This is a genomic window from Gemelliphila sp. 1F1 (genome assembly GCF_056897515.1).
On the sequence record NZ_JBXHBE010000006.1, the window covers coordinates 38,208 to 58,365 of the forward strand.

Here is a 20,158-nt window from a genome sequence, read left to right on the forward strand (position 1 = left end):
TTTATTCTCCTTAATTACACAGAAAAATTAATTAATAATCTTTTTTTCTTTCTCCCCAATATTGATAATATGTACATTCTATAGAACCATTAAATAATTTTCGTCTTTTTGTAGCTTTTTTTCCATATAAATGTTCAAACATTTTATAAGAAGTTAATAAATATAAAGACCAATATTTCTTATCTTTCAATTGTTCGCCTAAAAATCTATACATTTTTTCAACTTCTTTTTTCTCACCTATACGTTCTCCATAAGGTGGATTAGCTATGATACAACCTTCTTCTTTTTTTGGTACAAAATCATAAACTGTCATTTGTTTAAATTCTATAACATCTACCAAACCAATTTCTTCAACATTATTTTTGGCTGTTTCTATCATCTTCGGATCAATATCTGATCCATAAAGTTCTAACTTTTTGTCGTAATCTATAACTTCTTCCGCTTTGTTACGTTCTTCTTCTACTAAAGTTTTTGGTATCCAATGCCATTTTTCAAAATCAAAGCGTCTGTTAATTCCCGGTGCCATATTTTGTGCCATCATTGCAGCTTCTATTAATAACGTTCCAGATCCACAGAATAAATCATAAAAAGGAATATCTCCTTTCCAATTAGTTAATTTTACCATTGCTGCGGCTAATGTTTCTTTTAATGGGGCTGTTCCTTGCTTAGCTCTATATCCTCTCTTATGCAAAGCATCACCTGATGTATCCAAAACAATCGTAGCTATATCATTAAGCATAATAATCTCTAAACGATATCTAGCACCTGTTTCTTTTAGCCAGCCACTAACATTATAAGATTTCTTCATTTTCTCTACTATTGCTTTTTTTACTATGGACTGACAATCCGAAACACTAAATAGTTTGGATTTATGACTACGTCCGTCAACAGGGAAGTTAGCATCTTCTGGCAAATATTTATCCCAATCTATATCTTTCGTCTTTTCAAATAATTCTTCAAATGTATAAGCAGGAAATTGAGCAACAACAATTTTGACACGATCTGCACAACGTAACCACAAATTAGAACGTACTATTGCACGCTTATCTCCCGAAAAATATACTCTACCATTTTCTACTTTAGTTTCATACCCTAACTCTTGTACTTCTTTTGCTACTATTGACTCTAATCCCATAGGGGTTGTCGCTACTAATCTATATTGCATTTTTTTCTCCTAACTTAACAATACTTCTCAATAATTATAAAAATAAGGCTCAATAAGAGCCTTGCTAGTTAATTTACTTTATCATAAGCCATATTCTGTTCCTATCCTTACTCTAACGAGCAACTAGAACTCTCGTAAAAATAGGTGTAATCATCTGTCTAAATAATAAATTATTTCTCATCTTTATATTCATTTCTACAAGATGAGTGCTTCTACCAAAATTTGAATTGCTCGCTCAAGGGGTTTACCGCGTTCCACTTTTTATATTTCTATAAAAACTTCGTCACTGTGGCACTTTCAAGATACATTTTTCCATATGAAAACACTTAGGAAAAATCGTCTGCCGTTACTATAAATTTAGTACCTAAACTTATTTTTTCGTTTAGCATGAACACTACTAGCATCTCAGCTAGTGCGAGTATGGACTTTCCTCACCAAAAATTAATTAGCGCGATTACTCAAAAGTAAATACTCCTAATTATAACATATAAAGTATTATTTTAAAACATTTATCTTTCCAGCTGCTATTTCTTCTAATGCTTTTCCAACTTCTTTATGTGACACATACTTTTCTAATTGATTAGATTCTGGTTCTGCGAAAATCACTCGAGCTCTTTTACTAGCTAATGAAACTAACATATACTTTGAATCTACTTTTTCTTTTAATACATCTAATTTTGGATATAACATTTATATTCTCCTTTTTATACTTCTTCTAATTCTAACAATGCTCTACGATATTTCATCTCTACTCTATCTCGTCGTAAATGTTCACTCTTAATAATAGCTTTTATTCTATCTACTGCTAATTCTACTTCATCATTTTCAACAACATAGTCGTAAAGGTGCATCATTTGAATTTCTCTTTTAGCTTTTGAAATTCTTTCTTGGATAACTTCTTCACTTTCTGTTCCACGACCTTTAAGTCTACATTCCAAATCAAAAATACTAGGTGGAGCTAAGAATATAAATAATGCTTCTGGAATTTTATTTTTTACTTGCTCTGCACCTTGCACCTCTATTTCCAAAAATATATCCTTACCTTTTTCCATAGTCTCACGAACATATTTTACAGGTGTTCCATAATAATTATCTACATATTTTGCATATTCTAGAAGTTCTCCTTGCTCAATTAATTTTTCAAACTCTTCTTTTGTTTTAAAAAAATAATCGACTCCTTCTTCTTCACCTTCTCTTTTATTACGAGATGTCATAGATATAGAATATTCAAAATCTACACTATTTTCGAATATGGCTTTTCTTACAGTACCTTTCCCTACTCCTGATGGCCCTGATAGTACAATTAATAATCCTTTCTCAATCATTGCTATGTCCTTTGTAGTTTTATTTATTTATATATATTATCATAAAACATATAAAATTTAAACCTATATATACTATAAATTTTAATAATATGTTATACTAAATTAATATTTTAAATATACTTAGAAGAAAGGAGAAAATTTATGGCTTTCGATGGATTTTTTACAAGAAAAATAATGAAAGAACTAAATGATGAATTATCTTACGGACGCATTAATAAAATAAACAATATATCAAATAATGAAATTATTTTTACCATAAGAAAAAATAGCAAAAAAAAATTACTTATTTCTATTAATCCCCAAAGATCAAGAATACATATTACAAACAATAACTACGAAAATCCAAAATATCCATCTAACTTTTGTACAGTACTTAGAAAATATTTAATAAACGGCTATATAATAGAATTTTCTCAAATAAATAATGATAGAATAATTTGGGTGAAAATTAAAAATAATGATGAATTAGGATACGAAAAAATATATTACCTAATAGTAGAATTAATGGGAAAACATTCTAATATTATTCTAACAGATAATGATAATAAAATTATTGAAGCAATTAAAAATAATTACTATATAGAATACTCTAGATCTACTATTGCAAATATTGAATATAGACTACCTCCTACAACAAAAAAATTAGATCCTTTCAAATTAGATAGTTATAATAATTTAATCTTTGATAAAAACAATTCTAAGTTTTTACTTAACAATTTTTTCGGAGTATCTAATAACCTAAATAACTATTTTTTACGTTATGACGATAGTCTATCACAATTTAAAAATTTTTGTGGTAATTTCAATGATTATTATAAACCTATATGTGTAACTAAGCAGAAAAAAGATTTTTACTTTTTTGATATCTATACAGAAGATGACAATAAAGAAACATTTGATAACTTATCTCAATTACTAGATTTCTATTACAATATAACTAATTTTGACAATGAAACAAATAAAAATACTAATAAGAAAATATATAATTTTGTAAAAAATAAAATATCCAAATTAGATAAAAAAATAGTTATTTTAGAAAATGAACTAATCAAAGCAGAAAACAATACCGAAAATGAATTAAAGGGAAACTTACTTCTTGCAAACAACTATCTATATAAAAATTATGTTCCCAGCGAAGTAACTGTGCAGAATTTCTACGATGAAAATTTAGAAAACCTAACAATAGAACTAGATTCTACATTATCTATTGAAAAAAATGCAGAGTTATACTTTAATGAACATAAAAAAAATAAGAGAACTATACAAAACTTAATACAACAAATAGAAATCAGCAAAAAAGAGTTAGAATATTTTAATAATATAAATGTTCAACTAAATAACGCAGATTTAACTGATATAGAGGAAATAATAGAGGAACTATCGACTTACGGATATATTAAAGAAAAAATAAACAAGAAAAATAAAAAAACTAAATATAGTATATTGAATATTAATGGTACTGCTATTTATATCGGAAAAAATAATATTCAAAATAATACAATTACCAATAAACTAGCAAAAAGAAGCTATTTTTGGTTTCATGCAAAAGATATTCCGGGAAGTCATGTAGTTATTTTTAATGATGATCCTAGCGAAGAACAAATAAACATAGCAGCTACTTTAGCAGCACATTTCTCTAAAAATAAAAATGAAAAATATGTATATATAGATTACACCCAGATAAAAAATGTCAAAAAAATAGCAGGAGCCAAACCGGGAATGGTTACTTATACAAATCAAACTACCATAAAAGTAGAAATAGATAATCATCAAATCCAAAATTTGATTCAACAAATAAAAAAATGATCCTGTTCTAATCTAACTATGATACATAAAATAAAAAAGTTTGTTAAGTATGAAAATACATATATTTTCTTCATACTTAACAAACTTTTATTTTATTATATAATCTAAAATATAAGCTATAGTCATTATTATCGAAACTAAAATAGTAAGTTTAGCTGTTAATACCATATACGGTGCCATTGTTTTCTTATCATTATTAGCCAAGAAACCTTTTATTATTTTCGAAGATAGTGGAACAGTTAAAAGAACTAACAAATTATATACCGATCCTATTTTAGTAACACTATAAATAACATTAAGTAAATATACTAACACAAATGATAATGCTAATGTCATTATCGCAAGTCTTCTTCCAACACTTATTGCGTAGGTATATCTTCCAGATAGCTTATCATTGTCCAAATCTCTTATACTATTAGATAACAATATGGCGCCTATCATAATAAACAGAGGTAAAGATACTAAAATAACTCCTATATTTACAAATTCTGTTTGAATATAAAACGCTATACACATTATTACAGTTCCCATAAAAAATCCTGCTGTTATTTCACCGTAAGGAGTATAAGCTATTGGATGCTTACCACCAGTATATAGATAGCCTACTAACATACAAATCAATCCTACAAATAACAAGTAATAACTAGTTATACTCGACAAATATACACCTAAAATTACTGCTAATAAATAAGATATAAATGCTCCATACAAAACTTCATTAGCTTTAAGTTTTTCATGTAATATTGATCCTGATATTCCTTGAGAATCCTTTTTATCTATTCCATTTTTAAAGTCATAATATTCATTAAATAAGTTAGTTCCTGCTTGAATAAGAATACATGCTAACAAAAATATAATAAATTTTAACCAACTAAATGATATTATATATTTTAATGAAAAGCTACTACCTACTAGAACAGGTCCTATCGAAGCTGGAAAACTATGCGGTCTGCTACATAATAAAAATTCCTTGAATTTATTCAATAAAAACACCTTCCATCTAAATTTAATTAATATCAAATTATATTATATACTATTTGACTAAAAAATACTTAATATTTATTAATAAACCTTAATATATAAATTTTGAAAAGTCAAATAAGCAATATAAATATAGTTATCTTTATATATTACTTATTTGACTTACTAAATAAATTATTAAGTACTTCTTTATATTTACTTAATATTAACAATTACATAGACGATTCCCAGTTCCCTTTAACTGCTACACCTGTTTCTCTAGCAATGCTCTCCAACATTGATACTTCATCAGAACTTAAAATAATATTTGCTGCTTGACTAGCATCAGTTACTTGTTCTTCTTTAGTAACTCCTATAATAGGGATTGTTCCTTTTGCAATGGCATGACTTATAGGTATTTGAGCAATATTAACCTCATACTTATCTGCCAGCTTTTTCATATAATTAAATAATGGATCTAATTTTGCTAATATCTCTTTAGGAAAAGCATCTCCCCTTCTTGTCCCTTTGGGAAGAGGATTATTAACTGTATACTTACCTGATAGTGCTCCCTGCTCCAAAACCATATAAGTAAATACTGAAATATTGTTGTCTTTACAATAATCTAATAATCCACTATCTTCTATAGTAGTATAGATTAAAGAGTAATGATTTTGAATAGCATGCAACTGATATCCTGCTTTCTTAAGAACATTATTAACATATTTAACTTGTTCCAAATTATGATTAGATACCCCTACCTTCTTAACTTGTCCTGTTTCTAATAATGGAATTAACTTAGAAGTCCATTTTTCAACGTTTTGTGTATTGTGAATCCAATAGATGTCAATTACATCGCGATGTAATCTTTCTTTTGAAACATCTAATAGTTCCTGCATTGCATTTTCTCCAAGACCTTCTGCCAAAAATGGAGTAAATTTAGTTGAAACAATAACGTTTTCTTGATCTTTTATAAATTCTCCTAAAATAGTTTCAGATTGACCGCTAGCGTACACACTAGCCGTATCCCACATTGTTAAGCCACTATTCATTGCACTATCAAAAACTGGCTTCAAATCATTCTGTGATAATTGATTACCAAAAATAGAATCTCCTCCAGCAACTCCACCAAATCCCCAAGACCATGTTCCTAAAGCAATGGCAGGAACTTCTAACTCTTGAATTTTCGCTTTTTTCATATAATTATTTCTCCTATCTATTTTCTAATAAATTTAACATCATGAGAAGGAACATTATCTGGAATATAACGTTCTACTTCCATCTTTAAATCATATTTTTCTCTTAAAGTTATAATTTTTGACATAATTTCAGATTGATGATGCAAATCCAATGCTTCTTGATTTTTCCAAATATCAACTAACAACACTGTTTCATTATTATATCCACAAAAATAATCGTATTTTAAATTTCCATCTTTAGCACGAATAAAGTCAGCAATACCAGTATTTTCCATCTCATCAACAAATTTTCTCGCTGAACCATTTTTTCCAGTATAATAAATATTAAAAGTTATAGTCATTATATCACCTCTTAATTTTTATTAAATAATTATAGCATAATTAATTACAAATTTATATCTAAAATAAAAATTTTTATTTTAACAAAAAAGCGACCATTTTACTGGTCGCTTAATGTAAAACTAAAAATTCTATTGTTACAAATTTAAGTAACGTAATATTATTAATTAAATTACTATATCATCTTTTGTTATGTTTGTTCCATATAGTATTCTATCTTGATAAGAAACTGAAGCAGCACTATTTTGGTCCCAAATACTATCAAACCAATTTATAAAATTATTAATATTATAATCTACTTTAACTAGTTCAACAAAAATATTGTCTATTTCTTTGGAAATTAGAGCTTCCTTATGTTTATTATTTGCTATTCTAGTTATTAAACCAAAAGTAGAATTCTTTATATTAGCCATGCCTGCTGCTCCATTATTAATTACAAGTTTATTATTTAAATTAAGAATTGCTGGTAAACAAGTGTGAGTTGTGGCTAATACATCTATTTCATTAGTTTTTAACCAATTTTCTATTTCTTTTTGTCTTTCATAATTTCTCAAATTTTCGTTAGAACATTGCCAGCCTGCCATATTTTTTTCATCACCATGGGTAATAGCAATTTTCTTATCAAAATATTCTAAACAAATTGTAGACTTTCTATTGTAAAGTTTTTTTAATATTTCTTCATTACTAATATTATTTTTTAGCAATGAGTGTATTACATTTGAACGATTAACTATACCTTCATCTACATCTTCTGGGTAATTGCAGCCACATCCTAAAGAATTATGTTTATTCAACAACTCATACTCTACATTACCAATTAACTTAATATCAGATTCTATAAAATTTTCTACGTTTAAAAAATCTTCTTCATATATATCAAACCAATGTATATCTCCATTGAATACTAATAAAGGTTGTTTAGTTTCATTATTAGCTAGTTCTTTTATTTTTATCAATGATTGATAATTACCATATAGTCCCCCGATAATATAAATAGGTCTATCTACAACTAATTCTATATCTTCTGCCCATTTTTTTGATAATAAATATTCTAGCGAACAATTTTTACCTTTAACCATTATTTATATCCTTTTTAACAAAAAAGCTAGGAACTATGTATAAAACTGTACAAAGTATTAATCCATATAAATTCACACCCAAAGTTAATGCTTGTTTCCCTGTTCCTATTGCAAGACTATTTGGGATAGCATTCAATACTAACAATACTCCTAAAACAATACCTAGCCAAAAACTTAAATGGAAACCTACTTTAGTCGGTTTAACAAAACCGTGTAATAAAAATATTGGTGCTAAACCTATTACCATAGTTCCACTAATCGTCGTTGCTTTCAAAATATCTGTTCCCATTATCATAGGTAAATTACCTAATATAGCGAACAAAATCATAGTAATTATCGCTATTAATTTAGCATTTTTTAATTTCGATTTACCTGCAACTTCTAGAAGTTCTTTGGCAGTTAATTTTCCTAAACTTGAAAAAGTAGAATCAAGCGTAGATCCCGCTGCTGAAACCATAACTACAATCATTGCAAAATAACCTGCTGTTCCCAAAGTCTTTCCTAAAGCTGCTGGAACATTACTAGATAACTCCATACCTATCAAATTGGCATGAATACCAATAAAACTAAAAATTAATATTGAGAAAAATCCTAAAATTCCCGAAACCGTAAATGCTTTTACCATCTCTTTTTCATCAGATATAAAACCTCTATCAGTAAGAACTGGATCATGAAATGGATAACTAAATAATTGGAGTATTGTTACTAATAACATATCAACTCCAGTATCTAATGCCCAAGATCCAGATGTAACAAAATCACCGATACTATGCTTTGGCAAAATTAATAATACAACCCAACCTACAAAAAATATAAATATTATAGCTTGAATAACATCTGTTACTATAGAACTTCTTAGACCACCCATTACAGAATAAACTAATGTTATAAGTGTAAAGATTATTGCTGATATAATAAATTCCTTACTACCCGATTTACCATAATAACCACCTACAACAGATGTATTACTCCAAACTTCATTAAACAAACGTATCAAAATTGCCGCTGAAAAAGCTACTGCAGCAACACGACCATAATTATTAGTTAAAAAACTAACTAACCCTTTGGCTTTATATTTTACACGTAATCTATATATAGCAAATCCAGCTAAAGGAATACATAGCCAATAAGTTGCGTAAGCCAAGCCACCTACAAATCCATACTGTGCTCCAAGATTAGCTGCATTAGTAACAGATTTAGCAAAAATCCAACTAATAAAAATACTAAGCATTAACATCATTTGTGTAGGCTTTTTTCCACTATTGCTTTCTCCTTCAAAAAAACCTTTATCTGTTACCTTTTTGGGAGATAGTATAAACATTATTAGTCCATAAACAATCAAAAATCCCCAAAATAAATAGCCAGTATATGAATTCATTAAAATTCCTCCTAATATTTTATATAATTTACCCTACTAATATTATATTATAACAAATATACAGTATTATTGTAAATATCCGTTATATCTATATTGATTGACGATAAATAATGTAATATAATTAAAATATTATTATATAATTGAGGGACAACTAATGCAAAAATCCATATTTAATAAATACATATCATTAGTAATTGTTTTAATAATATGTACTACAATATTCTATTTTTCTCACCAAAATGGTGTTGATTCTGCTAAAGTAAGTAACAATATAATAATCCGGAAATTAGGACATATAAGTGAATATGCTTTATTAAGTTTTTTTACTAGTTCATTCATATCTAACTATGCTAAAAATAAAAAACTAATTTTTACTTACAGTATTATGTTCGTAGTTTTTTTCGCAACTACTGATGAAATACATCAATTTTTTGTAATTGGGCGTAGTGCTAAATTTACAGATATCATTATTGATTCAGTAGGAGGAATTATAGGAATAATAATCTATTTAGCTATACTTAAATTATTTAATAACTTGTTATCAAAAAAATAAAAAATATTTTAATAAATATATTTCAAAATTTTATATAAACATTTACTAATTTTATTTAATTTTATAGAATATTTTATTGATTAGAATTTAGTAAAATATATGAGTTTGCCATTAATAACAAAATAAATTTCTTCAAAACAAACAAATATTTGCTTTCGAATAAATATATATTTAATTTATTTTTTTAACTTATCATTTGTAATTTGTTTAAAAAAAATGTATACTATTCTTTAATACTAAAAAAATATAGAAAGAGGTCTAAAATGTTAAAAGCTCTTATTGTTGAAGACGATAAACTGTTAGCTTCTTTATTCCAGAAATTTATTGAAGAAAAATTCATTTCTGAGATTTGTAGTAATGGTTTAGAAGCGATTGATAAGATTAAAAATGAACATTATGATTTAGTTATAGCTGACAGTATATTGCCAAAATTAAATGCTCTCGGTATTATTAGAGAACTTAAAAAAAATAATTTGTTGATTCCTATAGTAGTTATCGCATTTACAGAATTTATGGACGATAAAACAGAAATTATGGAATACCCTATGGCAGATTATTTCCTTAGAAATTATGGTAAAGAAACTTTCTTAATAATGGTTGATAACTTATTACAACGATTCAACAACAAAAAAGATAATGCTGTAATTTCATACAAAAATCTAAAAGTAGACTTAACTAATGAAGTTGCATCATTTAATGATGTTGTTTTAGAAAATATAAAAGGTAAATATCTTGATTTACTGTACTTCTTCGTTCTTAACAACAATATAATTTTGAAAAAAGAGGAGATTTTTGATAGAGTTTGGGGGGTAAATTCTGAAACGACTATCAACGCTATTGAAGTATATATTTCTGGCCTACGTAAAGAATTAAAAAAAGTTGGCTGTGACAAATATCTAAAAACTATTCGTGGTATAGGATATTCTCTTTCATAATGGAAAATTTAGAATTTGACTATCCAATAGATTACACCTTATACTCTGTTGAAGAAATAACTATTATTATAAACTTCCTTGATATTATCGAAAAATGTTATACAGAGGGTGTATCATTAGACGATTACAAAAAGGTGTATAAACAATATAAAACTATAGCTAAAGCAAAATCAGAAGAAAATAATATGTTAAGAAATTTCAAAAAAGTTTCAGGATATGATGGCTACTTAACTACTAAGGAAATGAAAAATGAAAGCCCAATTATTAGAGTGAACCTCTAGTAATTGAGCTTTTTTATTTATATTTATGTATATTATTCTAAATACAAAACAACACTTTCCTTACTACTTTTCTTTAAATCAATAATTCTTTGATTGCAGCTTCCTCTAAATTTCAAAGATAAATCTTTTAAAGCTAGAATAAAAGGTCCGTCAACTAAAACGTCGCACAAAGATAATAATTTTATTTTATCTTCATCCACCGAGTTAATTAACTGTTCATAAGTGTAACCACTATACACCCAAATGTCTTTTTTGTTTCCGAACTCTCCTCTAATTCTTTCGCATAACTTTATGGCTACTGTGGTATTTAAAAAAGGTTCTCCTCCTAAAATAGTTAATCCCTGAACATAACTTTGGCTTATATCTTCTATAATTTTATTTTCTATTTCACTATTATATTCAGCTCCTACATTAAAATTCTGAATACTTTCATTAAAGCATTCTTTACACCCGAACAAACAGCCACTAAGATAAATTGAGCATCTAACTCCTTCACCATCAACAAACTGAAATGGCTTGTAGCTAGCAAATTTATTTTTAGAATATTTTTTTGCAATCCAATTTGGCTTAGGAGATCTATAAGTTTTTAAATCACTTTTATTTGCATTTTCTATATTTTTTTTATAGTCAATATTATTTATTATAGTCTTAAAATTCTCTTCTCTTGACACAATATCTCCTCCTAATAACTATTATAATATAACACTTTATAAATAAATATTCAAACGATATCTTGACTATAAAATTAAAATTCCATATAATAACATTATATTAGGAGGTCATTATGAAAATTTTAATAACTGGTTTTGAACCTTTTGGTGATGAAAAAATTAATCCATCATCAGAAGCAATAAAATTATTACCTGCTATCATCAACAATTACAAAATTATAAAAAAAACTATTCCTACAGTTTTTGATTTATCTGCAAAAATATTGCAACAAGAAATAGCAAAACATAATCCTAATGTAGTAATTTGTGTAGGTCAAGCTGGTGGTATTAGTAGTATTAATGTTGAGCGTATAGCTATAAATATAGACGATGCTCGTATCCCTGATAACAACGGTAATTCTCCTATTGACAAAAAAATTAAATTAGATGGAGATAATGCATACTTCTCCACATTACCTATAAAAGCTATAATTACCAAATTAAAAGACAATAATATTCCTGCCACTATATCCAATAGTGCAGGAACATTTGTGTGTAATCATATAATGTATAACGCATTATATTTTGCAAACAAAGCTAAAAATAATTTTAAAGCAGGATTTATTCATATACCATTCTTACCTGAGCAAGTAATCAATAAAATAGCTCCTTCTATGAATTTAAAAGACATTGTAACTGCTCTGGAAATTATAATAAAAACTACGATAGAGTATTTAGATAAAGACGACCTGACTATTTCTTATGGAAAAGAATTTTAAAATAAAATAGTTAATCAGAAAAAGACTAATTTCTGAAATAGAAATTAGTCTTTTTTTTTATCTAGTTTTTACATAAGTTAATTTATCTTTATTTTTTTCTAAGAAATCTGATAATTCACTATCTGGAATTTGTCTCAAATAAAGATTAGATCTTATTGTTACATCTTCTTCACGGCAAGTTGATAATACTAAATATTTATCATTTGAATCAATTTTTATATTGTTATTTTTTGTAGTTGCATCTTTACTTACATCTGTTAATTGTTGAGCAAATTCAGCATCACTACTAAATGAAGTTTTATAAAATGCTGTTGTTTCTGGAACAATAATTAAAAATGCAGCTTCGTAATAATACTTTCTCTCTGGAGTTTCTACTACTACATAAGGATGTTCGTCAAAATAACTTTGTTTATCATAAAAATTCACATCATTGAACATTCTATTGTCTGCTACTTGACTACCTCGTGCATGTCCAAATAACCAAGTTAATTTATCGCTAAACATCTTATTATTATCCATATCCATAAAAACAGTTCCCATAAGTGGCTCATTTCCACCTTCGAATGTTTTGTCAAGGTAAGTTTCGTTATCTGTAGTTTGAACTACAGGCTCATCTAATTTTGTACCTGGTGCATAAATATAAGCTATTGTATCTTTATTAATACTCGATAAATTATCAAATCTTTCTTTTAAATAAGCTTTTTCTTCTGCACTTACTTTATAAGAACTTTCTGATTGATTACTACTATTATCAGAGCTGTTACTACATCCTGATAATGTAAATGTTATACCAATAGCTAAAAATAGTACTATTAGTAATGAAAAAATTTTTTTAAAATTGTTTTTTAATAAACTCATTTCATAATCTCCTATTGCTATATTATTAATTTAATTATCTAACTATTACTGCAGTTCCTGTAACTGCTACAAAAAGCATAGAACCATTTGCTCCTAAACTTTCAAAGTCTATAGTAACACCTATTACGGCATTTGCCCCTAATTTTGAAGCATTATCTTTCATTTCTTCCAAAGCAGCATTACGAGCAGCTACTAATTCTTTTTCATAACCACTACTTCTTCCACCAAAGAAATTTCTAAGTCCTGCACCAATATCTTTAACAAAATTGATACCAGAAACAACCTCTCCTGTTGCTAATCCTTTATATTCTACTATTTCCATACCTGGTACGTTGTTAGTTGTTGAAATTATCATCTTAATCCTCCTATATATTTAATTTAATCTACTATAATATCTATTACTTCTTCTAGAGTTGCTCCTAAAAAGTAAGAATTTATATCTGTATTTTCTAAAATTCTAGTTATATCTGCTTTATTATATTTTATATTGATTAATTTTTTAGCTATATCTTCCACGTCCATAACTCCAAAGAAATCTCCAAAAAACTTAATATCAGTTATAATACCATTATCTACTTGAATATTTGCCTCTATTTTTCCGGTAGATAGTCTTCTATTTCTCTTAATATTAAATTCTGGATTTTTACCATAAACCCAATCCCACGAATCATTTTTTTCTGCTTGTATTTTCTTTATATTAATTATATCTTCGTTACTAAAAGTATAATCCACCATATTATATTTATTATTCATATATTTTTTTAAAGATGTTTTAAAATCTATAACAGTCATGTCTTTATTAGGTAAATGTTCTTTAATATTAGTAACTCTTGATCTAACCGACTTTATCCCTTTTGATTCTATTTTGTCCTTAGAAACTTTCAATGCTTCAGAAAGAACACTAGTATCTACATCAAACATTAAACATCCGTGATGCATAATTCTTCCTGAACGAATATATTGTGCATTTCCACAAAATTTTCTTCCTTCAATTTCTAAATCGTTACGCCCAGTAAAATTAGCATCAACACCTAAAGAAGCCAATGCATCTATTACTGGTTGCGAGAAACTTTTAAAATCAAATGCTTCATCACTTCTACCGTTAGATATAATAGTATAATTTAAATTATTTAAGTCGTGATAAACTGCTCCCCCACCACTAACACGACGAATAATCTCTATTCCTTTATCATCACAATATTTTTGATTTATTTCTTCTGTAGTATTTTGGTTTTTTCCCACTACAATACAAGGTTTATTAATCCATAAGATAAAAACATCATCTTGTTTAGCCAATTCATTAAAAGCATAAAATTCAACCGCAGTATTAAATTTTGGATCATTACTATTAGTTTCTATGTATATCATCTACATCCCCCTATGATTTGATATTTTTATTATACTAATAAAATAATAAATTAAAATAAGATTTATTTTAATAATTATATTATAAAAATAAAATAAATTCAACGTTATTATTTAAGCTATAAAATAAGTAGTGAATATTCTACAAACAATTATATTACAAAAAACATATAATGTAAACTCGATAAATTATATATTAATTTATCGAGTTTATTTTAATATTTAGTTTTACTTACCTAATTCATATCCAGCATCAATCCAAGATATAATACCACCCGGCTGACGATAAACTTCTGTAAATCCTGCTTCTTTAGCAATAATTGCTCCTACATTACTTCGTTCGCAATCCACAAATCCACAATAAATAACTATTTTTTTATTCTTATTATCTCCTAATAATTTTAAAAATGCTTCTTTTTGTTCATTAGTTACTTCATCTAACTTTGATGGCAAAGTTGCGTTTACTGCAGTAGGTATTTTTTGTTTATTGTATAAGTCAGATGGCATAGTATCTACAACTATCATATCCTCTTTATTGTCAATCCATTTTTTTAGTTCTTCTGTGCTGACAAGTTTATATTTATTCTTCTCAACAGCTGTAACTAATTTCATTGATGCTTTTTCTATTTTTTGTTCATTACCATCTTTTGCTGTTCCTACACCTTTAGAACAAGCTGATAAAGATACTGTCAATAATCCTATAATTGTAATCATTAATAATTTTTTAAAATTTTTCATCTTTTTGCTCCTATCTTCAATCTCCCTAAGTAAAGTATAGTATGAAAAAATATATTAGTCAAACGTTTTCCAAAAACATATATAACTAAAATAAAAAAGACTTAATAGAAATTAAGTCTTTAGTAAATTTTATTTAAAATAATTAATTCCCATAGCATCCTTAACTTCATCTAAAGTTTTAGCTGCTACATCTCTTGCATCTCTACTTCCTAATTCAATCATTTTGTAAACTTCGTCTTTATCTTTTGCAAATTCTTCTCTACGTTCTCTTATTGGACGTAATATTTCTTGCATTACATCATTTAATCTTAATTTTAATTTAACATCACCTAAACCACCTTTTTGATAATGTTCTTTTAATCTAGCAACTTCCTCTTTGTTAGGATCAAATATGTCTAAATAAGTGAATACTACATTACCTTCTACCTGTCCTGGATCTTCTACTCTAATATGATTAGGATCAGTATACATCTTCATTATTTTTGCTTTTATTTCATCAGGAGAGTCAGATAAATAGATACCGTTATTCAATGATTTACTCATTTTTCCATTCCCATCAATCCCTATTAATCTTCCTTGATTTTTTTCTGGTAAAACTATCTCTGGTAACGTTAAAACTTCTTTTTGATAAATTCTATTAAAATCACGAACTATCTCTCTAGTCTGTTCCAACATAGGTTTTTGGTCTTCTCCAACAGGAACATGAGTAGCACCAAATGCAGTAATATCTGCCGCTTGACTAATAGGATAAGTTAGGAATCCTGTAGGAATACTTTCTCCAAAATCTTTACTAGCTAGTTCTTGTTTTACTGTAGGATTACGTTGCAATCTAGCCAAACTAACTAAATTCATATAATACATCGTTAATTCTGCCAATTGAGGTATTTGTGATTGAATAAATATAGTTGTTTGTTTAGGGTCTAATCCGATAGCCAAATAATCTAAAGCAACTTCCGTCACACTTTCTATAATTTTTTTTTGATTATCAGCATTATCAGTTAATGCTTGTTGATCTGCTATCATAACAAACATTTTTGTATTCTCTTCATTTTGTAGTTTTATTCTATTTTTCAAAGAACCTACATAATGCCCTAAATGTAGTTTTCCCGTTGGTCTATCACCTGTCAAAATAATCTTTTTATTCATTAGTTAACTCCTTAGTGTCTAGTTATGACAATTATACAATAATTATATAATATTTGCAATATTACTAAAACTAAAAAAGACTAGAGAAATCTCTAGTCTTATGTCTTGTAAACACTAATTATTTGATTATTTCAGTAACAACACCTGAACCTACTGTACGTCCACCTTCACGAATTGAGAAACGAGTTCCTGATTCGATAGCGATTGGTGAAATAAGCTCTACGTTGATTGATACGTTATCTCCAGGCATTACCATTTCAGTTCCTTCTGGTAATGTAACTACTCCTGTTACGTCAGTTGTACGGAAGTAGAATTGTGGACGATAGTTTGTGAAGAATGGAGTATGACGTCCACCTTCTTCTTTTGATAATACGTACACATCTGCTACGAATTGAGTATGTGGAGTAATTGTTTTAGGAGCTGCTAAAACTTGTCCACGTTCGATATCTTCACGAGCAACACCACGTAATAAAGCACCGATATTATCTCCTGCTTCAGCGTAGTCTAATAATTTACGGAACATTTCTACTCCTGTTACTGTAGTTGAAGCTGGTTCTTCTGTTAATCCAACGATTTCTACTACGTCTCCAACTTTAACTTGTCCACGCTCAACACGTCCTGTTGCAACAGTACCACGTCCAGTAATTGAGAATACGTCCTCTACTGGCATCATGAATGGTTTAGCGTTATCTCTTTCTGGAGTTGGGATGTATTCGTCAACAACATTCATTAACTCTACAACTTTATCTTCCCAAACTTCTTCTCCTTCAAGAGCTTTAAGAGCTGAACCTTTGATTACTGGTACATCATCTCCGTCGAATCCGTACTCAGAAAGTAATTCACGAACTTCCATTTCTACTAATTCTAATAACTCTTCGTCGTCTACCATATCACATTTGTTTAAGAATACAACAATTTTTGGTACTCCAACGTTACGAGATAGTAGGATGTGCTCACGAGTTTGAGCCATTGGTCCATCAGTTGCAGCTATAACTAGGATAGCTCCATCCATTTGAGCTGCACCAGTGATCATATTTTTAACGTAGTCAGCGTGTCCTGGACAGTCTACGTGTGCATAGTGACGAGAATCTGTTTCGTACTCGATGTGAGAAGTATTAATTGTAATACCACGTTCTCTTTCTTCTGGTGCGTTATCGATAGCATCGTATGATTTAGCTTCTCCTTTACCAGAACGTTTTGCTAAAACTGTAGCGATTGCTGCAGTTAAAGTAGTTTTTCCGTGGTCAACGTGACCTATTGTACCAATATTGGCATGTGTTTTACTGCGGTCAAATTTTTCTTTTGCCATTGTTTAATGTTCTCCTTGAAATAAATAGATTTTTTACAAGTTACATAGAGTACATCTATGATAACTATATTTTATAATTTTAATGCATAAATTGCAACTATAAAGAATAAATTTATTAATTATCCTTTATTTTTTTTGATAATTTCTTCTGAAATTGATTTTGGTACTTCTTCATAATGATCAAATACCATTGAATAAGTTCCACGTCCTTGAGTTGCAGAACGTAATGATGTAGCATATCCGAACATTTCAGATAGTGGTACTTGTGCACTAACTACTTGTGCATTACCACGAGCTTCCATACCTTCTACACGACCACGACGTGAAGTGATATCTCCCATAATATCTCCTAGATATTCCTCAGGCATTACTACCTCTACCTTCATAATTGGTTCTAAGATTACTGGGTTACATTTTTTAGCTGCTTCTCTAAGCGCTAAAGAAGCTGCAACTTTAAATGCCATCTCAGATGAATCGACATCGTGGTATGATCCATCGAATAATTTAGCTTTAACGTCTATTAGCTCATACCCTGCTAATACTCCATTAGCCATAGAATCTTTAAGACCTGCTTCTACTGCCGGAATATATTCACGAGGAACAACCCCTCCGACAATCGCATTTTCAAATTCAAATCCTGCACCTGGCTCATTTGGTGTAAATTCAATCCAAACGTCTCCATATTGTCCACGTCCACCTGATTGACGAGTAAACTTACCTTGAACTTGTGCTGCTGTTTTGAATGTTTCACGGTAAGATACCATTGGAGCACCTACTGTACATTCAACTTTAAATTCACGGCGCATACGGTCTACGATAATATCCAAGTGAAGCTCTCCCATACCTGCGATGATAACTTGACCAGTTTCTTCGTCAGTTCCTGCACGGAATGTTGGATCTTCTTCTTGTAATTTTTGTAGCGCTGTTGTCATCTTATCTTGATCAGCTTTAGATTTAGGTTCAACAGAAAGTTGAATAACTGGCTCTGGGAATTCCATAGATTCTAAGATAACTTCGTGTTTTTCATCACATAAAGTATCACCAGTAGTTGTATCTTTTAGACCAACTGCTGCTGCTATATCTCCAGCATAAACTTCTGATATTTCATTACGTGAGTTAGCGTGCATTTGTAGAATACGTCCTACACGTTCACGTTTACCTTTTGTTGAGTTTTTAACATAAGAACCAGATGATAAAACACCTGAATAAACACGGAAGAATGTTAATTTCCCTACATATGGGTCAGTCATTACTTTGAAAGCAAGGGCTGCAAATGGCTCATCATCAGATGCATGTTTTTCAACTTCTTCTTCTGTGTCTGGATCAATACCTTTAATTGCAGGTACATCTAATGGTGATGGTAAGTAGTCTACTACTGCATCTAGCATTGCTTGAACACCTTTATCTTTAAACGCAGAACCACAAACTACTGGATAAAATTCTACTTTACAAGTAGCACGACGAATCGCCGCTTTAATTTCATCAACAGAAAGTTCTTCTCCACCAAGATATTTTTCCATTAATTCTTCATCAGTTTCAGCAACTGCTTCAATTAATTTTTCACGATATTCTTCTGCTTTTTCTTGATATTCTGCTGGAATTTCAGCTATACGAATAGTCTCACCTTTTTGACCTTCGTTGTAGATAGCTTTCATTTCTAATAAGTCAATAACTGCTTCAAAGTTATCTTCAGCACCGATAGGTATTTGAATTGGGTGAGCATTAGCTTGAAGACGATCATGTATTGTTCCTACTGAGTAGAAGAAATCTGCTCCTGTTTTATCCATTTTGTTGATGAATACGATACGAGGAACTCCATAAGTTGTTGCTTGACGCCAAACTGTTTCAGTTTGTGGCTCAACTCCTGATTGTGCATCAAGAACCGCAACTGCTCCGTCAAGTACACGTAATGAACGTTCAACCTCAACAGTGAAGTCTACGTGTCCCGGAGTATCGATAATATTAATACGGTGATTATTCCACTCTGCAGTTGTTGCTGCTGAAGTAATTGTTATACCACGTTCTTGCTCTTGTTCCATCCAGTCCATTTGAGAAGCACCTTCGTGTGTTTCTCCTATTTTATGAATTTTACCTGTATAAAATAGAACACGTTCAGTCGTAGTAGTTTTCCCAGCATCAATGTGAGCCATAATACCGATATTACGAGTATCTTTTAAAGAAAACGCTCTAGTCATGAGTCACTTTTCTCCTTTCAATGTTATATATAATTAAGTTTATTTTGTTTACATAGTGAAAAAGTCAAGCTAATGACTAGCTTGATATATCACCAATT

At 28.9% G+C, this 20,158-nt stretch carries 21 protein-coding genes and 1 other RNA gene; 5 read left to right on the forward strand and 17 right to left on the reverse strand.

Translation table 11 applies throughout. The annotated features are described in order from the left end of the window. Positions 1-31: 31 nt before the first annotated feature. The 4 genes from AC1XWJ_RS06340 to gmk form a co-directional block, all read right to left on the reverse strand. Positions 32-1,165: a THUMP domain-containing class I SAM-dependent RNA methyltransferase gene (locus AC1XWJ_RS06340; RefSeq protein WP_483335049.1), complete on the reverse strand. Its 1,134-nt coding sequence runs from the start codon at positions 1,163-1,165 to the stop codon at positions 32-34. 79 nt (positions 1,166-1,244) lie between these two features. Next, an RNA gene (rnpB, locus tag AC1XWJ_RS06345) (RNase P RNA component class B) lies at positions 1,245-1,631 on the reverse strand. Between the two features lie 29 nt (positions 1,632-1,660). After that, a complete protein-coding gene (gene rpoZ / locus AC1XWJ_RS06350) occupies positions 1,661-1,855 on the reverse strand; it encodes a DNA-directed RNA polymerase subunit omega (protein ID WP_483335050.1) in 195 nt (64 codons plus the stop codon). 14 nt (positions 1,856-1,869) lie between these two features. Further along, on the reverse strand, positions 1,870-2,490 hold the full coding sequence (gmk, locus tag AC1XWJ_RS06355) for a guanylate kinase (RefSeq protein WP_483335051.1): 621 nt from the start codon (positions 2,488-2,490) through the stop codon (positions 1,870-1,872). Between the two features lie 141 nt (positions 2,491-2,631). Here gmk and AC1XWJ_RS06360 point away from each other — a divergent pair, with 141 nt between their 5' ends. Continuing rightward, positions 2,632-4,296, forward strand: coding sequence for an Rqc2 family fibronectin-binding protein (locus tag AC1XWJ_RS06360; RefSeq protein WP_483335052.1), 1,665 nt, complete (start codon positions 2,632-2,634; stop codon positions 4,294-4,296). An 87-nt stretch (positions 4,297-4,383) separates the two neighbouring features. Here AC1XWJ_RS06360 and AC1XWJ_RS06365 read toward each other — a convergent pair whose 3' ends face one another. The 5 genes from AC1XWJ_RS06365 to AC1XWJ_RS06385 form a co-directional block, all read right to left on the reverse strand. Further along, positions 4,384-5,280, reverse strand: a complete 897-nt coding sequence (locus AC1XWJ_RS06365) for a 1,4-dihydroxy-2-naphthoate polyprenyltransferase (protein WP_483335053.1) — start codon at positions 5,278-5,280, stop codon at positions 4,384-4,386. Positions 5,281-5,489: 209 nt separating this feature from the next. Further along, complete coding sequence (locus AC1XWJ_RS06370) at positions 5,490-6,455, reverse strand: aldo/keto reductase (protein ID WP_483335054.1); 966 nt, start codon at positions 6,453-6,455, stop codon at positions 5,490-5,492. Positions 6,456-6,472: 17 nt separating this feature from the next. After that, positions 6,473-6,796, reverse strand: coding sequence for a putative quinol monooxygenase (locus AC1XWJ_RS06375; RefSeq protein ID WP_483335055.1), 324 nt, complete (start codon positions 6,794-6,796; stop codon positions 6,473-6,475). Between the two features lie 165 nt (positions 6,797-6,961). Continuing rightward, the gene (locus tag AC1XWJ_RS06380; RefSeq protein ID WP_483335056.1) at positions 6,962-7,873 is read right to left on the reverse strand and encodes a metallophosphoesterase; all 912 of its coding nucleotides are present in this window, start codon (positions 7,871-7,873) and stop codon (positions 6,962-6,964) included. Beyond that, positions 7,866-9,251 carry a sodium:solute symporter family transporter gene (locus AC1XWJ_RS06385; RefSeq protein ID WP_483335057.1) on the reverse strand — a complete coding sequence of 462 codons (1,386 nt, stop codon included), beginning with the start codon at positions 9,249-9,251 and terminating at the stop codon, positions 7,866-7,868. Before AC1XWJ_RS06385 ends, AC1XWJ_RS06380 begins: the two co-directional genes overlap by 8 nt. A gap of 154 nt (positions 9,252-9,405) precedes the next feature. Between AC1XWJ_RS06385 and AC1XWJ_RS06390 the strand changes: the two genes are divergently transcribed. From AC1XWJ_RS06390 to AC1XWJ_RS06400, 3 genes are all read left to right on the forward strand, one after another. Continuing rightward, positions 9,406-9,804, forward strand: coding sequence for a VanZ family protein (locus AC1XWJ_RS06390; protein ID WP_483335058.1), 399 nt, complete (start codon positions 9,406-9,408; stop codon positions 9,802-9,804). Positions 9,805-10,067: 263 nt separating this feature from the next. Further along, positions 10,068-10,739: a response regulator transcription factor gene (locus tag AC1XWJ_RS06395; RefSeq protein WP_483335059.1), complete on the forward strand. Its 672-nt coding sequence runs from the start codon at positions 10,068-10,070 to the stop codon at positions 10,737-10,739. After that, a complete protein-coding gene (locus tag AC1XWJ_RS06400; protein WP_483335060.1) occupies positions 10,739-11,020 on the forward strand; it encodes a UPF0223 family protein in 282 nt (93 codons plus the stop codon). Before AC1XWJ_RS06395 ends, AC1XWJ_RS06400 begins: the two co-directional genes overlap by 1 nt. Positions 11,021-11,052: 32 nt before the next feature. On the opposite strand, the gene nrdG is transcribed toward AC1XWJ_RS06400, so the two are convergent. Continuing rightward, positions 11,053-11,634 carry an anaerobic ribonucleoside-triphosphate reductase activating protein gene (gene nrdG / locus AC1XWJ_RS06405; protein ID WP_483335141.1) on the reverse strand — a complete coding sequence of 194 codons (582 nt, stop codon included), beginning with the start codon at positions 11,632-11,634 and terminating at the stop codon, positions 11,053-11,055. A gap of 170 nt (positions 11,635-11,804) precedes the next feature. Here nrdG and pcp point away from each other — a divergent pair, with 170 nt between their 5' ends. Continuing rightward, positions 11,805-12,449 (forward strand): pyroglutamyl-peptidase I, encoded by a 645-nt coding sequence (gene pcp, locus AC1XWJ_RS06410; protein ID WP_483335061.1) that lies wholly within the window; start codon positions 11,805-11,807, stop codon positions 12,447-12,449. A gap of 57 nt (positions 12,450-12,506) precedes the next feature. On the opposite strand, the gene srtB is transcribed toward pcp, so the two are convergent. The 7 genes from srtB to fusA form a co-directional block, all read right to left on the reverse strand. Beyond that, positions 12,507-13,307: a class B sortase, LPKTxAVK-specific gene (gene srtB, locus AC1XWJ_RS06415; protein ID WP_483335062.1), complete on the reverse strand. Its 801-nt coding sequence runs from the start codon at positions 13,305-13,307 to the stop codon at positions 12,507-12,509. A gap of 34 nt (positions 13,308-13,341) precedes the next feature. Next, a complete protein-coding gene (locus AC1XWJ_RS06420) occupies positions 13,342-13,662 on the reverse strand; it encodes a YbjQ family protein (protein WP_483335063.1) in 321 nt (106 codons plus the stop codon). Between the two features lie 23 nt (positions 13,663-13,685). Then, positions 13,686-14,675: a lipoate--protein ligase gene (gene lplA / locus AC1XWJ_RS06425; RefSeq protein WP_483335064.1), complete on the reverse strand. Its 990-nt coding sequence runs from the start codon at positions 14,673-14,675 to the stop codon at positions 13,686-13,688. A 225-nt stretch (positions 14,676-14,900) separates the two neighbouring features. Continuing rightward, positions 14,901-15,410: a rhodanese-like domain-containing protein gene (locus AC1XWJ_RS06430; protein WP_483335065.1), complete on the reverse strand. Its 510-nt coding sequence runs from the start codon at positions 15,408-15,410 to the stop codon at positions 14,901-14,903. A gap of 129 nt (positions 15,411-15,539) precedes the next feature. After that, positions 15,540-16,556 carry a tryptophan--tRNA ligase gene (gene trpS, locus AC1XWJ_RS06435; RefSeq protein WP_483335066.1) on the reverse strand — a complete coding sequence of 339 codons (1,017 nt, stop codon included), beginning with the start codon at positions 16,554-16,556 and terminating at the stop codon, positions 15,540-15,542. A gap of 118 nt (positions 16,557-16,674) precedes the next feature. Next, on the reverse strand, positions 16,675-17,865 hold the full coding sequence (gene tuf / locus AC1XWJ_RS06440) for an elongation factor Tu (RefSeq protein ID WP_483335067.1): 1,191 nt from the start codon (positions 17,863-17,865) through the stop codon (positions 16,675-16,677). Between the two features lie 119 nt (positions 17,866-17,984). Next, the gene (gene fusA, locus AC1XWJ_RS06445) at positions 17,985-20,060 is read right to left on the reverse strand and encodes an elongation factor G (protein WP_483335068.1); all 2,076 of its coding nucleotides are present in this window, start codon (positions 20,058-20,060) and stop codon (positions 17,985-17,987) included. Positions 20,061-20,158: the final 98 nt, after the last annotated feature.

What these genes read in the sequence shown, in the direction of transcription:
- AC1XWJ_RS06360 (WP_483335052.1), top strand. Translation starts at nt 2,632, where the DNA reads ATGGCTTTCGATGGATTTTTTACAAGAAAAATAATGAAAGAACTAAAT.
- rpoZ (WP_483335050.1), bottom strand. Translation starts at nt 1,855, where the DNA reads ATGTTATATCCAAAATTAGATGTATTAAAAGAAAAAGTAGATTCAAAG.
- AC1XWJ_RS06390 (WP_483335058.1), top strand. Translation starts at nt 9,406, where the DNA reads ATGCAAAAATCCATATTTAATAAATACATATCATTAGTAATTGTTTTA.
- lplA (WP_483335064.1), bottom strand. Translation starts at nt 14,675, where the DNA reads ATGATATACATAGAAACTAATAGTAATGATCCAAAATTTAATACTGCG.
- gmk (WP_483335051.1), bottom strand. Translation starts at nt 2,490, where the DNA reads ATGATTGAGAAAGGATTATTAATTGTACTATCAGGGCCATCAGGAGTA.
- AC1XWJ_RS06430 (WP_483335065.1), bottom strand. Translation starts at nt 15,410, where the DNA reads ATGAAAAATTTTAAAAAATTATTAATGATTACAATTATAGGATTATTG.
- tuf (WP_483335067.1), bottom strand. Translation starts at nt 17,865, where the DNA reads ATGGCAAAAGAAAAATTTGACCGCAGTAAAACACATGCCAATATTGGT.
- AC1XWJ_RS06395 (WP_483335059.1), top strand. Translation starts at nt 10,068, where the DNA reads ATGTTAAAAGCTCTTATTGTTGAAGACGATAAACTGTTAGCTTCTTTA.
- fusA (WP_483335068.1), bottom strand. Translation starts at nt 20,060, where the DNA reads ATGACTAGAGCGTTTTCTTTAAAAGATACTCGTAATATCGGTATTATG.
- AC1XWJ_RS06375 (WP_483335055.1), bottom strand. Translation starts at nt 6,796, where the DNA reads ATGACTATAACTTTTAATATTTATTATACTGGAAAAAATGGTTCAGCG.
- AC1XWJ_RS06340 (WP_483335049.1), bottom strand. Translation starts at nt 1,165, where the DNA reads ATGCAATATAGATTAGTAGCGACAACCCCTATGGGATTAGAGTCAATA.
- srtB (WP_483335062.1), bottom strand. Translation starts at nt 13,307, where the DNA reads ATGAGTTTATTAAAAAACAATTTTAAAAAAATTTTTTCATTACTAATA.
- pcp (WP_483335061.1), top strand. Translation starts at nt 11,805, where the DNA reads ATGAAAATTTTAATAACTGGTTTTGAACCTTTTGGTGATGAAAAAATT.
- AC1XWJ_RS06370 (WP_483335054.1), bottom strand. Translation starts at nt 6,455, where the DNA reads ATGAAAAAAGCGAAAATTCAAGAGTTAGAAGTTCCTGCCATTGCTTTA.
- trpS (WP_483335066.1), bottom strand. Translation starts at nt 16,556, where the DNA reads ATGAATAAAAAGATTATTTTGACAGGTGATAGACCAACGGGAAAACTA.
- AC1XWJ_RS06400 (WP_483335060.1), top strand. Translation starts at nt 10,739, where the DNA reads ATGGAAAATTTAGAATTTGACTATCCAATAGATTACACCTTATACTCT.
- AC1XWJ_RS06420 (WP_483335063.1), bottom strand. Translation starts at nt 13,662, where the DNA reads ATGATAATTTCAACAACTAACAACGTACCAGGTATGGAAATAGTAGAA.
- AC1XWJ_RS06385 (WP_483335057.1), bottom strand. Translation starts at nt 9,251, where the DNA reads ATGAATTCATATACTGGCTATTTATTTTGGGGATTTTTGATTGTTTAT.
- AC1XWJ_RS06380 (WP_483335056.1), bottom strand. Translation starts at nt 7,873, where the DNA reads ATGGTTAAAGGTAAAAATTGTTCGCTAGAATATTTATTATCAAAAAAA.